Here is a 15,668-nt window from a genome sequence, read left to right as displayed (position 1 = left end):
ACATTTCGATCATCACCCGCCGGACGTGACTTGCACCGTCATCATATCGCCGGACGTCGTTCCCGCATAGTTGCTCAATTCACAGCGATACGTATAGGTGCCGTTCTGCCTTCCCCGGATCGCGGTCACGGCCGATTGCGCATTCGGCGTTTGCGCGGTCAGCTCCTTCGTATCGATCAATACGTCATTCTCATATAGACGATAGGTTGTCCCATTGGTCCCCCACCACATGTTCATCGTGACGTTGAAATTGCCGCCCCCGTCCCAGTTGTCTTGGGCGAGCACCGGTTTGGCCGGCGCCGCATCCGTGACCGTGACGGTCAGAACGTCGCTTCTCGTCGTGCCGTACGCGTTGGTGAGCTCGGCATAATAACGATAGGTGCCGTTCATGCGGTAGGTAACGGAAGTAACCGTCGATTGGGCATTCGGCGAATGATCCGATAGCGTTTTGGTGTCGATCAAGACGTCATTCTCATACAGCTTATAGGTTTTGCCGTTATTTCCCCACCAGAGGTTCATATGGATGTTGTAATTTCCGTCTTCAATTCCCGTGTCATCCCCATTGTCATCGGACAACACCGCTTTTCCCGGTACTCCCTGGCTTCCTGCGTTCACATGATCGTACAAGCTGTCGATTTCCGATTCCGTCAACGCTTTGCGATAGATCTTCAATTCGTCCAGCCTGCCTACGAAGTTGCTGCCCCCGCCGGGATTGCCCCCGATGCGGTCCTCCTGAGTCGGGGAATAACGCCGGTAATCATTCCGGCTAAAAGAGAATGTTCCGCCAGGAGACTGCTCCACTTTGTCCAGATACAACTTGATGGATTTATTCTTATAATCCACGACTCCTACGACATGATGCCATTCGTTCGGGCTGTTAAAGGCAACGCTCTTGCTCTGGTAAGCATCCGCCTTATCGCTTCGCGCGCCTAGCCGAACCGCATTGGAGTCGATGCTGAGTTCAAGGCCCTCCTGCGCGCCGTCAATACGCGTACCGAGGATATCATAGCGGGTCCCCGCCGCCGGCATTTGGCTCGGATTAATCCAGACGCTGACCGATACGGCATCGGCATTGGCGATTTCGTTGCCGATCATGTAATGCATATCGAGGTAATCCGTCCCGTCCATCACGATCGCCTGCCCGGACTTGCCGTCCGCGTATCCGCTTGTTCCGACGCGGATCGGATGATTCCCCTGGGCCGAATCGTCTTCCGTGCGGCCGTTAAAGGAGTAGTCGCCGACTAATGAGGCCGGCTGCAGCGCGTTGCGGAAATCGTCAAGACGATGGAAGGTCATGCGGTTGGCGTTGTGCTTGGAGTTCGCGCCGTTGTAGGAGGTACGGGAGACATAGATCAGATCGTCGCCGTCGAATTGCCAATCGACGTATTGGAAGCCGACTTTCGCGACGGAATCCGCCCAGCTCAAATTCTCGTCCTCTTGGATAAGCAGCTTACCGCGAGTCCAATGGACAAGGTCCGTGGAATAGATCAGCGACAGCACGTTGCGCTGGTTATTCTGGGTGACGTTGTAGTCGGTATGCTCATTGACAAGCGCGATATACTTGCCGGACACGGAATCGTAGCGGATGGTGAATTTCACGTCTCCGCCGGGCATGTCGAACTCCCCGTATTTGGTGAACGTCTTGTTGTCCGCTCCGAGCTTGTATATGCCTGCGCGATTGATGACCGAGCGCCGGAGTACGTCCCACACTTGCCCGTCCGGTCCGATTACGGCATTCCCTTCAATATATAGATTTACATCCGATTGATTGGATTTGGTCCAATTCGCGGGGTCCATCAGATCGGCCGTCTCCGGCACGGAAACGACGAAGGCCCACATTCCCCACTGATTCAGTTCTTCGAATCCTTTGTACAACCGCCCGTTCACGTTCAACACCGGCGTAGGCGCGCAGTGATATTGCTTTCCGCTGGTCTCTTGGTAGAGTACGGAGGCAGCGCTCCATGTCAGACCGCCGTCCGTGCTTTTGCGGATGACGATCGAGCCGAGGCCTGTGTCGGTACCGAGCAAATATACGGCCCCGTTATGCTCGAACAGCGTACTCCAATATTGTCCTTCGAGCGTTGCCGTTTGCGACCAGGTTGCTCCCTGATCCGTGGAACGGAACACCCGCGTCGTTCCGATATCCGGATGCAGCGGGCCGTAATCGTCGCTCGCTAGCAGCGTGCCGTCGGAGAGCTTCACAAGGCTCGGACTTGCCACGTAATTGCCTGTGCCGGGATCGGAATAATCGATCTGAGACAAGAGTGCGTCCTGGTAATTATTAGCGAATGCGGCAGGGATACCAGCAAACATAACGAGAATCGCTGTGAACAAGACCGTTAAAGCTCGGCTTTTCCATGGTGCCTGCCGTTTCATTAAAAATTCCTCCTTTGATCGATTTAATAAACGAGCTCACGAAAATTCGCGACGGTGTGAAAAGAAATGAAATTGCCGTTATGGGCGCTATAGGCCCGCTCATCGCCCGATCGGCTGAGGATATGCAGATCCTCGCCGTCGATGGCCATCGAAGCGTAATGACGGGAATGCCGGGCTGACGGTCCTTCCGCGACAAGGCCGGCAAAGCACCAATCGATGCAGTTGCGCGAATAATGAAGCTGCAGCCGGGACCGCTCGTTGTTCGGCAGGTTGTAACGGTCTGCGGGCAGCCGTTCCGCCCGGGTCATGCTGTCCGTTGCTTGCGTGCTGAGCAGCCAGTACAACCGGGTCACTTCGTCATAGAGCATGTGGAATTTCATTTGTCCGCCCGGGCAAGGAACGAATACGACCTGTTTGCCGGAAGGAACGTGCTCGAGCATCGTTATCATGGAACCGTCATCCTGTTCGACGACCTTGGCGATTGCGGCATAGCCGCTTCCGCCCGTATGCGCCCGCATCCACAGATGGAACGTACGTCCGCTCGGATCGTGCCAATAATGATCGGGATCGGTGAATTGAACGACATTCGTCTCCAGCCATCCTGCCGCGGCGCAGCCTCTGCCCGGCGCAACGTCGATATACCGCTTCGGATCGTCATGAAAGAACGGAACGCCGAAGTAATCCAACGTCTCTGCAGGGACCGCATCGCAGAAGGCCAGCTCCGAAGCGAATGTCCAGTTCTCGGCGCGGGTCAGATCCGCGTCCGTCTTGCCGCGCATCAGCACCGGCGCCAATTCGCCGACCGCCCACACTTCGATCTTGCCATGAAGACGTTTCTCCATGACCAAGTACACCGAGCCGTTCGCATAATGAACGTTGCACGGCGCTTGATGCCACTGTTCGCCTCCGCTCGTTAGGGCGGCCGGTTCCGTCCAGCTCTCTCCGTCATCGTCGGAGCGGATGACCATCAGGTCGCCACTGTGGCCTAACACGTATAAGGAGCGGCCGGCGACGAATGGCCGGGCATGGACGAACGGATAGTCTCCCCGGTGTGTCCATGATTTCCCCCGATCGTCGGAAGTGAATATTTTCCCGTAAGGCGCCTGCACGCCCGGGCCGCCAAGATCCATGGTCGCCACCAGCCGACCCGAGGGAAGGCGGGCAATGCCCGGGCTGTAGCAGTAGACGGATGACGGATCGCTGGATTCATAGATTTTAACAAGATCATTCGCAAGCGTTTTCATTCCGTTCGGCCTCCTAACCTTTCAGTGAACCGATCATGACGCCTTTGACGAAATACTTCTGGGCAAACGGATAAATACAGAGAACGGGAAGACTCGAGACGATGATGATGCCGTATTTGACGGATTCGGCCAAGAACGTTTTCTCCGCCATATCCTGATCCCCGATACCGAGTTCGAGCTGTTGCATCATCTGCGTTTGGCTGGTCAGAATCTCCCTGAGCACCAATTGCAGCGGAATCAAATTTCTGTCATTCAAGTAAATCAAGGCATTGAAGAACGAGTTCCATTGCCCGACCGCCGAGAACACGACGAGCACGGCGATGATGGCCTTGGAAAGCGGCAGCACGACTTTCGTGAAATAACCGATGTTGCCGCACCCGTCGATCTTCGCGGCTTCGAACAACTCTTGCGGAATCGTCGTTTGGAAGAACGTGCGGGTGATAATAATGTTCCACATGCTGACGCAGCCGAGAATCATCACGATGAGCGGATTGTCGATCATATGCATTTCCCGTACAAGCAGATAGGTTGGAATGAGGCCTCCGTGAATAAACATCGGAATGATGAACAGCGTCACGATAAACCCCCGCCCGGCCATATCCTTGCGCGAGAACGCATAAGCGGTCATCAGGGTCAGGGAGACGCTGAGCGCCGTCCCCCCGATCGTATAGATTACCGTGTTCCGGTAACCGACCCATAATTGATCGTATTTGAAAATCAAGTCGTACCCGTTGAAATTAAACCCCTTGGGAAATAAAATCACTTTGCCCGTTCCGACAGCGGAAGGGTCGCTGAATGACGCGATCACGACGAAATATAACGGGTACAGCACGATTATCAGCAGCAGAGCCAAAAATGCAACGTTTACGGTATCGTATACGACATCCGCCCTGCTTCTGCGCACTTCGGCGTTCACAGTTCCCCCTCCTCCAGGTTGTTGCAGAGCGGAAGCATCCGTTTAGAAGATCCCGCTCTGACCGAATTTCTTGGCCAATTTGTTGACAGTCAGCAAGAGGGTCAAATTGATCGCCGAATTAAACAGTCCGACCGCCGCGGAGAAGCTGTATTGGGATTGCAGCAATCCGCTCTTGTACACATAAGTCGATATCACTTCGGAGGCGCTCAGATTCAGGGAGTTCTGCATCAGAAACGCTTTCTCGAACCCGATGCCCAATATGCCTCCGCAGCTGAGAATCAATAAAGTGACAATCGTCGGCCTGATCGAAGGCAAATCAACATGCCAGGCGAGATGAAACTTGTTCGCTCCGTCGACCTTCGCCGCCTCGTGCAGAGAAGGATCGACCCCCGACAGAGCCGCCAGGTAGATAATGCTTCCCCAACCCACTCCCTGCCATATGCCCGACCAGACGTACAGATGGCTGAAGGCATCCGGATTCGTCAAGATCATGAGCGGCCCGTTCATCATGCCGGCCGAGTTGAGCAGTTGACTGACAACGCCCAACCTGGGAGAAAGAAACACGTTCAGCATCCCGACCAGAATCACCGTCGAAATGAAATGGGGCGCATACGTAACGGTCTGCACGACTTTCTTGAATCTCTCGCTCCGAACGCTGTTCAGCGCCAAAGCAAGGATGATGGGAATCGGAAAGCCCGCAAGGAGCGAGTAAACGCTTAAAGATAACGTATTTTTGATCAGTACCCAGAATATATCCAAGTGCATGAATCGTTCGAAATGATACAATCCGATCCAGTCGCTGCCCCATATCCCCTTGATCGGCTTAAAGTTCTCGAATGCAATCAGTACGCCGTATAAGGGCATGTAATCGAACAGGATGACATAGAGCAATGCGGGAAGCACCAAGATGTAAAGGCCGATATTCTCTTTCACTCGATCGATCATTTTCTCCCTCCTTGCCTAACGCGGGAACATTCGGTCCATTTGCCGTCTCACCCCCCTAACTTGCTTGCGGCATCCAGTTGTTTCTGATTCAATTCGATATATTCATCCAAGCCCAACTGCTGCAATTTCTTCGTATAGGCATCCCAATCAGCGTCGACGTCGCCTTTGCCGGAAATCCAGTTGGCAATCGTCGTCTTGATGTAGTCGTTCAGAGATTGGCCCAAATCGGTCATTCTCTGCTTTTCCATGTCGCTTAACAAACCGCTGGGCAATGGAGGATAGTTCAAATCTTTGGCGGGCAAATATTTCTTGTAAATATGGACGTATGCCCATTCACGCGTTCCTTCTTTGGTAAAATTGTCATTGACGATTTTGTCGTTGAACATCTCTTCATCGAGAAGCGCGATTCCATAATTGCTAAGCGGTTTATCGGCATCCGCCACCTCGCTGGTCGGATTCAGCAATTCGTACTTGCCGTCGGCGTTTTTCTTCCACCATATGCCCTCGCTGCCGAAGTTCTCCGTTAAAGACCATTCCGGATCCGCCAGCAGCTCCGCCAATCTTGCCGATGCCACGGGATACTTGTTGTTCTTGAAGATGACGAAGTTCCTCGGCCAGATGCTCTTGGTCTGACGACGGATGAGGGGATCCTTGCCGTTTGGAGACTTAAGCGGCGCCATGGGCGTCCACCACTTTCCGTCCTTGAAATTTTGTCCTTGATCGACGAAAGAGGTCATCGAACCGACCAAAGGTGGAGTGGAGGAAATGGCAGCCGTATATCGTCCCCAATCATCCGTAAACGCTTCCGGAACGATCAAGCCGTTCTTGTACAAATCGGCCATAAACTTGATCGGTTCTTTGAGATCGGGATTCGTCGCCTGCGACTTGTACTTTCCGTCCTCTACGATATAGTAGCTGCCGGGTGCATACACGCCGAACGTCCCGTACATGTCGAATTGGCCGCCTATGTTATTGCCATATAAAATGTAGTAAGGGATGACGTTCTGGGGAATCGAGCCCTTGCCCGCATTTTGTTTGAATGCCATCAGTACGTTCTTGAATTCCTCCGTGGTCGTCGGGATTTGGAGGCCCAATTCATCCAACCATTTCTGATTGATAAACCATTGATCCCGCAGGTTATAGGAGGTTTCGTTCAATACCGCATAAGGAAAACCGTACAATTTGCCATCCGGCATGATCGCCTGCTTCTTCAGCTCCGGATTCGTCTCGAAAAACTTCTTCCAGGTCGGCGCATATTGCAGAAGATCATCCATGCTCACGATATCTCCCGCATCGATCGCATCCGACATCGCCTGTCCGGAAGCGTCCATTCTGAACCCGATATCCGGGTAATCCCGGCTGCTGAACATCAAGTTCGCTTTTTCCGCATCGCTGTACACTTTCAGGTTGATTTTAATGTTCGTTTTCTCTTCGATTTTCTTCCAGATGTTATTTTTCGTGATATCGCCCATATGGGCCCCGTAAGCAATGCCCACCGTTAACGTGATCGGCTCTTTCGTGATCGGGAAACCTGTCGCGTTCGTGATGCCGCCGTCAAGCAATGGGCTGTCGGCCGCCGGCTTGTTGCCTTCGTCTTGCTTCGTGCCGGTGCAGCCGATCAATGCGCCGCCGATGATGGCGATACTCAAGACGCCTGCGATCCATCTGGCCCCCTTACTTCTCATGCGATACTCCCCCTATCATAGGATGAGATGGATGAAACATGGCTCGTACTTGCTGCTCCATTCCTCTAAGCTGCTCGATCTCCAGCTGCATGGACGCACTCAGGCCGATATTGCCGCCGGAACGTCCTTGCAGACCGATTGGAAGCCCTTCCAAAAGTAGATGATACTTGGCATTCAGCGGATAAGGCTGCCGTTCGAGCGCGGATGCCAGACCGAGGAAGTCCTGCAGCCGGGCCGCTGAATCCGGATCGCTCCGCTGCAATTCGAGCAGTCGGACGTACAAATCGGGATGGAAATTGGCCATGACGCCGCTGTATCCGGACGCTCCCAGGTCCAGCGATTTCAACAGCGTAGCCGCGTTGGCGTTGAACAGCTTTAAGGGTGTACCCCTCACCGCGTTCAGCTTCGCCTCGAGCTGCTCCGGTTCGCAGCAGGTATCCTTCAGGAAGAGAAACCGCCCCGTCTCCGCGCACCACTTCAATAAATCGGGAGAAAGCAACCGCTTGTAAGGGTAGGGACACTCGTAAATGCCAAAAGCGACGTCAGGTACCGACGATAAAATCTTTTCGGCATTTCGTTTCCACACGTCGTCCGACTCTTCGGCGGCAGCCAGACGGTTGCTGACCAACACGAACGCGTCGATGCCGGTGGAAGAGATCCGCCGGATCTCCTCCACCTGATTCGCAGCCCCATCCGATATGTGGCCCGAAGCGATGACCTGAACGCGTCCTGCCGCCCTCTCCGCCACGAACCTCGCCAGCTGCACGCGTTCCTCCAGGGACAAAGCGAACATTTCGCTAGACTGGCATACCGCGAACAGTCCTTGCACGCCATGAACGATGAGCCATTCCACGAACTGCTCTAATGCGGAGTAATCGATCTCCTTATTGTCGTTAAAAGGGGTAATCATGGTCGGATAAACCCCGCTCTTGATACTCATATGGCTTGCTCCCCCTTACTGTTTCGCCAGGAAAGCATCGATTTGCGATTGCATTTCCTTTTGAATTTTGTCGATCCCGGCGGCTTTCATCTGTTTGTTCAGCTCGGCCAAACCTTTGTCGATATCCGGGATGACTCCGTATTCCAGCGGAACCGCATACCGGAGCATCACGTTGCTCACATTCGCCACTTCGGTTTTCACATTGGCATTGTTGAAGACAAACGTTTCTAGCGGATAGTGGAGCACTTTTCCTTCCCATATTTTCGCCATATCGGTGGCTTCCTGCGGGAACGATACATTTACCCGGTTTAACGGCGAGTCGAAGCCCCATTTGGAATAACCCGAATAGTTCGCATTCTGGCTGGTCGATTCGAATTTATCATCGCCTACGGGCTTGTAATGCGTATCGGCAATCCCGTGCATGATCAGATCGTGCAGTTCTTTGTCGTTCTGCATCAGGTCGATAAATAGGAGTGCGCGTTCCGGATTTTTGGACGTCGCATGGATCGAGGTCCCGTTCTGCGTAGAGATCGATACCGACTTCTTGTTGTTCGGCGTAAGATCCGCCAATGCCGCTTCATACTCCGGTTTGTCCCTGCGGATTTCGGCCATTTTGGCGCCAAGCGTGTCCAAATTTTGCGTCACGGCTGCCGTTTTTCCATCTTTAAAGTCCTGCATATAATCGTTTTTATTGTTCAACACGTTCTTCGACCATGCATGATGGTCCGAGAGGTCTTTGTAATAGGTTAAGAGGTCCTTGAACTCCTGTCTTTCGTAAACGTTGAAAACTTGCCCTTTGCTATCCGCCAATGTAAAGGCTAGCGGCAGATCGAGATCCGGCATGCTCCAGTCATTCTTTTGCTTGAGCATGATCCGATCCAGATTGTGCAGTTTCCAATCCCCGGCTTCCGGAGTGAACGGCATCATGCCCGGTTCGTTCTTGGCGATCCCCTTCAAATATTCGGCGAATGTTTCCGGGCTATTGATTTCGGGCAAGCCATATTTCTTGCGCAAATCTTCGCGGTACAAAATCAGCTTTTCCACATATCCCGGTTTATTGGAAGGAACCATATAGATCTTGCCGTTCACTTTGGCTTGCTCCCAGCTGATCTTCGGCATCGCTTTCCACGTCATGGGCGCATAAGTCGAAAGCATCTCGTCCGTTAATTCAAGAAATCCCCCCTTCAATGCCTGATCGCTGTATCCGGCCCAGTTGGCGGAATAGATCAGGTCGAAATTTTCGTCGGCCGCCAGCTTGAGCGGATATTTCTGCGCCCAATCGGACCAATCCAGAAACTCGGCTTCAATCGTCGCGTTGATTTTCGGCTTGAGCTTGTCGTTGACGGCCGCAAACACCTTATCGTAATCGACCGGCTTCGGACCAAGGAAGACCATCTTCAGCTTCACTTCCTTGGAAGAATCCGCTTTCCCGCCTTGCTCGGCCGTCTGCGGATGATCTGCCGTTTTTGCGGGTTCCTCGGCTCCCTTGTCACTGCCGCCGCAAGCGCTTAGAATCATGACCAACGTTAAAACAAGTGCGAGCAAAATCTGTTTCCTCTTCTGCATGACCGCGATTCCCCTTCGTTGTATTTTGATAAACCGGGTCTCCCCGGAATCATCCTTTTACGGCGCCAATCGTCAGACCTTGCACGAAATATTTCTGAATGAACGGGTAGGCGATCAAAATGGGACCGCACGCCACGATCGTCATCGCCATCTTCAAGCTTTCCGTCGGCATGTTCGTCGTCATCACGGCTCCCGACTCCGCCATGGCCTTCCGCATCCCATCCAAGTTGCCGAGCATTTTATACAGGTAGTATTGCAGGGGCATCAACTTCTCATCGGATACGAACAGCAAGGCATGGTACCAATCATTCCAATATCCCAGCGCCAGAAACAAACCGATGGTGGCGAGCGCGGGCTTGGACAGCGGAACGATCAAACGAATGAAGATCAGAAAGTCGCCTGCTCCGTCCAATTTCGCCGATTCGACGATCGCTTCGGGTACCTGGCTCATAAAAGATTTCATCACCACGATATAGAAAACGTTGAACAGCATGGGCATGATTAAAGCGAGCATCGTATCTTTCAAATGCAGGTAATTCACCATGAGCAAATACCAAGGAACAAGTCCCCCGTTAAACAAGGTCGTAAAGAAAAAGTAGAAGGAAAACGCATTCCGCCATTTGAAGTCTTTTCTGGAAAGACAATAAGCGGTCATCGCCGTCAGCAACAGACCCGTTATCGTGCCGAGCAGGGTGACGGATATCGTCACCGCATAAGCTCTGATCATCTGTTCGGGATATTGAAACAGAATGCCGTAAGCCTCCAAAGAGAACGCAGTCGGGAATAGCTGAAATCCCTCTATCGCAATTACGCTTTCCTTCGTCAGGGAAGAGGAGATGATCAGCAGAAAAGGAAACAGACACACAATCGCTAGAATGGCAAGGACGACATAGCCGATGGCAGCGAATAAACGGCGGTCCGTTTGTTGTCCGACGGCTTTGGTTAGGTTCTGATCCAAGCGAATCTCGGAAGCGCTCACCGGGGTGACCTCCATGTTCAGAATAAAGCGCGGTCTTTGTCATGTCTGCGAACCGCATAATTGACCAGCAGAATCGTTACGAATCCGAGGACGGACTGATACGCGCCAACGGCAGCCGACATGCCGATTTCGTTCGTCATTAGCAGCGACCGGAACACAAAGGTGTCGATCACGTCCGTTGCAGCGAACAATACCCCGTTATTGCCGACCAGGTTATAGAACATCCCGAAGTCGCCTCGGAAAATATTCCCTATCGCCAGCAGTACCAAAATGATGATCGTCGGATACAGGTTGGGAAGGGTCACCTTCATCACGCGCTGGAATATGTTGGCTCCGTCGATCTCCGCCGCTTCATACATTTCGGTATCGATGCCCGTTATCGCGGCCAGGTACATGACCGTTCCGTATCCCAACACCTTCCAAGCGGCGATCAGAACAAGAATGAACGGCCAGTAAGAAGGCGTATTATAGATGTCGACCGGTTCGAACCCCATCCCTTTGAGCCAGACGTTGACGGTGCCGATGTTGTAATTCAGCAAATTGTAAGCGATCGAGCCTACCACGACCCAGGAAATGAAATAAGGGAGGAACAAAGCGGATTGCATCAGTTTGCGGAACCACTTGCCCCCGACCTCGAACAAGAAGATGGCCGCCATGATTTGCAGAGCGTTATTGACCACGATAAATGCGGCATTATAGAGCACCGTGTTCCTTGTGACTCTCCATGCATCCCCGGATTCAAAGAAGAAACGGATGTTATCCAGTCCGTTCCAAGGGCTTCCGAAGACGCCGCCCGCGTAATCGTAATGTTTGAATGCCAGTATAATCCCGCCCATCGGCACGTAAGCAAAAAGCAGATAATACAAAACAGCCGGTGCCAGCATCAGCAGTATGATTCTGTATCGGACAACATCGCCCCAGAATCCGCGTCGATTCATCCGCACTCTCCTCTCTCTTCTCTGTCGTTATTATAAAGAGGATTCGTTCGAAATCGCATTGAGGGGAACAACGAAAACCAATACGATTTCAACGATCCGGCTGCAAAAGGCAATAAAATAGGGCCCGGATCCGCCTGGGATCCGAGCCATGCTTGCAAACATCCGCCATCTGAACCACTAAACCTTCATCTTTTTCCGGTATTCTCCCGGGGACATCCCCGCCCACTGCTTGAACTGTCTATTGAAATAAATGATATTCTTATAGCCTGCGCGATCCGCAATCTCATAAATTTTCAGGGTAGGGTCCAGCAGCAGCTCGCTGACGCGCTTCATGCGCATATCCATCAGAAAATCGCTGAACAGCACGTTCGTTTCGGCTTTGAACAGCTGGCCGAGATAATTCGGCGTAAAGTCGAAATGTGCGGCAACTTCGTTTAACGTGACCTTCTGGTCCATTCTGCTTTCGACGTAGCGCGTAATTTCATCGATCAGCTTGCGCTTCTGTCTTTGCCTCTTCACATACAGCAGCTCGGACAACTCGAAGAACCTTCTTCTCAGCCAAGACAGAATATCGTGTACCGTTTCGAATTGGAAGAGAATCTGAGGTTGATGCGAATCCCATTCCAGAAGCTCATATAAGTTCTCGTTCATTTGCTGTAAATCCGCATGCAGCTTCGAGGTCATCCGGATGATGAGGTCGTAGACTTCGTTTTTTCGGGATAACGGCTCGTCTCCTTGGAAAAGCGCAAGCAGACAGTCGTCAATTGTCATCAGATCATATTCCAGCATCGCCCGCAGCATCCGATCCATGATTTCTTCAGACTTGGAAGCCATCTTTTCTTTAGGCGACCACTCGGAAGCATCGCGGATCAACCGTTTTTTACCCAATATCCATTTGATGCTCAGCGCTGCCTGTGCCTGGCGGTAGGAATCATGCAGCTGATCCATCTTCGTCGTATACATCCCCATGCCAATCGTCAGGGTAAACGGAAACGCATCGCTGAATGCTTGAATCAGCTCGCCCAGGAGCGCGGTGAGGTGCTCTTCCTGTAAGGCGGAAAGGAGGACAAAACGAAAATCATAGCCCATGATCACGTTTCCTAAATTTCTCTCATCCGCGAACTGCCGGATAAAATTCGTCATCCGGTCGGAAAGCAGTCGCCTGTCCTCTTCCGCCATCGTCCCGATCTTCCACGCCGAATCATCGATCTCGATCATGGAAACGACGGCTCCGCCGTGAAGCAGCGGGTCAAGAAAGGCTCTGATATGCGCTTCGATCGGACCCGGCGTCGTTTCGTTAAACCACCGAAGCAAGAGCTCCTGATGGACCAGCGCCAACGTCTCCGTCAGGGAAAGATCGTGCTCCCGCTCTTTCTCGATTTTGGCGCAAAGCCCGGTCAACGTTTCCTGCAGCTCGTCGTCGTCCACGGGCTTGAGCAGATAACCGGAGGCATTTAACTGTATCGCTTCTTTCGCATATTGGAAATCTTGATGGCCGCTAATGAAGATGATGCGGACAAGCGGATTGATCGCTATCGCCTTCCGCGTAAATTCCAAGCCCGACATGATCGGCATGCGGATATCCGAGAGAATCATATCGATCCGTTCCCGCTCCATGATCTCCAGAGCGGCGAACCCGTTCTTGGCCGTCCCGGCAATATGCAAGGATGGAAGCGGAATCGCCGCCACTCTGCGCCTCAACCATTCCAAATCGACATCTTCGTCATCCACCAGCATCATGTTAATATTCAAGTCTCATTCTCCTCTGCGCGATCGATGGGAAGAAGAATCCGTACCGTTGTTCCCGCCCCGTATATGCTGGCGATATGGATGCCGAAATCGTTTCCGTATCTCAGCTTGATCCGATCCTCGACATTTTTCAGGCCATACCCGTTTGCATGATTACGGGCAGAACGCATTCGCTGCAAGGTTTCGGGTTTCATTCCGATTCCGTTATCGATGATCTTGAGCTCGATGCTGTCCTTTACTCGTTGTCCGGTTATCCGGATGGCAATCGTTTCCCCGAACCAAGCATGCTTAAAAATATTTTCCACGAACGGCTGCAAAATTAATTTCATCACCCGAATCTGTTTGATCTCCGGATCGATATCCATATAAACCGTAAAGTTATCCGCATATTTCACCCGCTGAATCTCCAGGTACGTCTCCACCTGCTCCAATTCCCGTTCAAGCGGCACATAAACATTTCCTCCATTCAGCGTCAGCCTGTAAAATCTGGCAAGTCCTTTGACCATTTCCGTAACCTTCCGGGTTTCGCCCAAGTTCGCCAGACTCCCGATCGTCGATAACGTATTATAGAGAAAATGCGGATTAATTTGGGATTGGAGGGCGTCCAGCTCGGCCTGCTTTTTCTCGATACCTTGAATGTACACGTTCCGGATCAGATCTTGGATGCTCCGTGCCATCACGTTGAATGAATCGGCGATATGTACGAATTCATCGTTTCCGGAAAATTCGATCCGCTTATGGAAATTGCCTTCCTGGAACGATCTGACCAACATGACGATTCGTTTCATCTTCTTGCCGGAAAGCCGGGCCACAACGAGTCCGATGCAAGCCATCACCAGGAAACTGATCGAACAAACGGTGCCGATGGCCCGCTGCATCCTGCCGGCATCCTTGTTCAGGTAAGCATGCGGCACCAAGGTTTCGATGACAAAGCTTGTACCGGGAATCACCTCTTGTATCGTTAAGTCAGATCCTTCGCGGATGCGCTCGTCCGCGTACCCTCGTCGATACATCGTCGTCCCTGAAGCTGCGTCAATCAGACGAAGGCTAATTCCTTCTTCAATCGGGAAGGTCTCGAAGCCGCCCAGAAGATCTTCCAGCCGGACGATCGCACGCACATAGCCGATGACGGAGGAATAACCGGTGGATGAAATCAATTTGCGGAAATGCGAAATGTGGTTCAATTCCCGATCCGAATCTATCTGAACCCATGCGTTGTCTTTCTTTGAAGATTGCAAAGAATGGAACCATCCGCTGTTTTCAATACTTCGGGCGGAAAGAACATAATAGTCCCGCCTTTGGAGCGGAGTCGACATATCATCGCCGGAAACTTCATACATCTCTTCGTTTGCGGAATAGAGCACCAGACGGATATTGTTCCCGAACAAGAGAAGCGGCGCTTTCATCTGGGGGACGATCTCATCTCTCATTTTCAGCATGACGTCCAAAGGTTCTCCCGTCATCTGAAGGGCGTTCTGGAACGAAATGCTGGTGAACAACGTGTCGGACATCCGTTGTATTTCTTCCATTTGGTATTTCATGTTGATCTTCGTTTGTTCCAGGGCGGTCCGTATATTGGTTTCCGCCATTTCCGTTCTCGATTCAATGAGCAAGGTATAGGAAATATAGCCGATCACCACATCCGTCAGCAAAACGAGAATCAGATAAGGGATCAGCATCTTGTATGTGTATGGGGTATACTGCTTACCTAATCTTCCTTTCTTCATTTGCCCGACCTCACTTTAAGGTAAAGTCTTTCGACAAGTGAAAATGGATTCCTGCTATATTCGTGAAAATTACAAATAACGCTTCAGAAGATTGAGGTTCTGGTCTTGTTCCTCCTCGAGCATATGCAGACGGACCAGCAGGCGCTTAAGATTACGAAAGCGGCCGATTACATTCGCGAGAACTTGCAGGAGGGCGTGCACATTTCGGATTCGGCCGAACTGGCCGGTCTGAGCGGAGCCCGTTAATCCCCAGTCTCACTTTCCACAAAGAAGGAGCCAACATCTCGGGATGTTGGCTCCTTCGGTCTAGTAAACTTCCAATTTCCAGATGGAATAGCCGTACGTTGTGACTCTTTGCATGCCATATACCCTTACGTATCTGGCGGCAACAGGATTGAAGCTGATTTCATCGAGTCCGCCTCTTCCCGACACAGTTGCATATACATCGGTCCAGTTGCTTGCGTCGGCGATATTGCACATTCGCCGAAAAGCACAGCCATACCTTGCATCCCGCCACTGCCGGCTGTTTACCGGGTTGGCCGAATATGCGCTGAAACACCCTAACAATCTGAGAATGGATCGGTATACGCCTGTTTGCATGAT

At 52.0% G+C, this 15,668-nt stretch carries 12 protein-coding genes; 1 reads left to right on the top strand and 11 read right to left on the bottom strand.

Features of this window, described 5'->3' with window-relative positions; translation table 11 throughout:
• Positions 1 to 12: 12 nt before the first annotated feature.
• From H7C19_RS08155 to H7C19_RS08105, 11 genes are all read right to left on the bottom strand, one after another.
• The gene (locus H7C19_RS08155) at positions 13 to 2,262 is read right to left on the bottom strand and encodes a LamG-like jellyroll fold domain-containing protein (protein WP_185142153.1); all 2,250 of its coding nucleotides are present in this window, start codon (positions 2,260 to 2,262) and stop codon (positions 13 to 15) included.
• Positions 2,263 to 2,399: 137 nt separating this feature from the next.
• Positions 2,400 to 3,620 carry a sialidase family protein gene (locus tag H7C19_RS08150; protein ID WP_185142152.1) on the bottom strand — a complete coding sequence of 407 codons (1,221 nt, stop codon included), beginning with the start codon at positions 3,618 to 3,620 and terminating at the stop codon, positions 2,400 to 2,402.
• 13 nt (positions 3,621 to 3,633) lie between these two features.
• Complete coding sequence (locus tag H7C19_RS08145) at positions 3,634 to 4,536, bottom strand: carbohydrate ABC transporter permease (protein WP_185142151.1); 903 nt, start codon at positions 4,534 to 4,536, stop codon at positions 3,634 to 3,636.
• A 42-nt stretch (positions 4,537 to 4,578) separates the two neighbouring features.
• The gene (locus H7C19_RS08140) at positions 4,579 to 5,481 is read right to left on the bottom strand and encodes an ABC transporter permease (protein ID WP_185142150.1); all 903 of its coding nucleotides are present in this window, start codon (positions 5,479 to 5,481) and stop codon (positions 4,579 to 4,581) included.
• Positions 5,482 to 5,528: 47 nt separating this feature from the next.
• Entirely contained in the window at positions 5,529 to 7,166 is a 1,638-nt protein-coding gene (locus H7C19_RS08135) for an extracellular solute-binding protein (protein WP_185142149.1), read from the bottom strand.
• Positions 7,156 to 8,106: a dihydrodipicolinate synthase family protein gene (locus H7C19_RS08130; RefSeq protein WP_185142148.1), complete on the bottom strand. Its 951-nt coding sequence runs from the start codon at positions 8,104 to 8,106 to the stop codon at positions 7,156 to 7,158. Before H7C19_RS08130 ends, H7C19_RS08135 begins: the two co-directional genes overlap by 11 nt.
• Positions 8,107 to 8,121: 15 nt before the next feature.
• On the bottom strand, positions 8,122 to 9,624 hold the full coding sequence (locus H7C19_RS08125) for an ABC transporter substrate-binding protein (RefSeq protein ID WP_246469372.1): 1,503 nt from the start codon (positions 9,622 to 9,624) through the stop codon (positions 8,122 to 8,124).
• 97 nt (positions 9,625 to 9,721) lie between these two features.
• Positions 9,722 to 10,651, bottom strand: coding sequence for a carbohydrate ABC transporter permease (locus tag H7C19_RS08120; protein WP_376775337.1), 930 nt, complete (start codon positions 10,649 to 10,651; stop codon positions 9,722 to 9,724).
• 17 nt (positions 10,652 to 10,668) lie between these two features.
• Positions 10,669 to 11,589 (bottom strand): ABC transporter permease, encoded by a 921-nt coding sequence (locus H7C19_RS08115; RefSeq protein ID WP_185142145.1) that lies wholly within the window; start codon positions 11,587 to 11,589, stop codon positions 10,669 to 10,671.
• Between the two features lie 177 nt (positions 11,590 to 11,766).
• A complete protein-coding gene (locus H7C19_RS08110) occupies positions 11,767 to 13,326 on the bottom strand; it encodes a response regulator (protein ID WP_246469385.1) in 1,560 nt (519 codons plus the stop codon).
• A gap of 11 nt (positions 13,327 to 13,337) precedes the next feature.
• The gene (locus H7C19_RS08105) at positions 13,338 to 15,065 is read right to left on the bottom strand and encodes a sensor histidine kinase (RefSeq protein ID WP_185142143.1); all 1,728 of its coding nucleotides are present in this window, start codon (positions 15,063 to 15,065) and stop codon (positions 13,338 to 13,340) included.
• Between the two features lie 123 nt (positions 15,066 to 15,188).
• Here H7C19_RS08105 and H7C19_RS35190 point away from each other — a divergent pair, with 123 nt between their 5' ends.
• On the top strand, positions 15,189 to 15,311 hold the full coding sequence (locus H7C19_RS35190; RefSeq protein WP_281384837.1) for a hypothetical protein: 123 nt from the start codon (positions 15,189 to 15,191) through the stop codon (positions 15,309 to 15,311).
• Positions 15,312 to 15,668: the final 357 nt, after the last annotated feature.

The organism is Cohnella nanjingensis, from assembly GCF_014212125.1.
GTDB classification, from domain to species: Bacteria; Bacillota; Bacilli; order Paenibacillales; family Paenibacillaceae; genus Cohnella; species Cohnella nanjingensis.
Note: the sequence above shows the minus strand (reverse complement) of the source record. Positions and strands in the feature narration are given on the sequence as shown.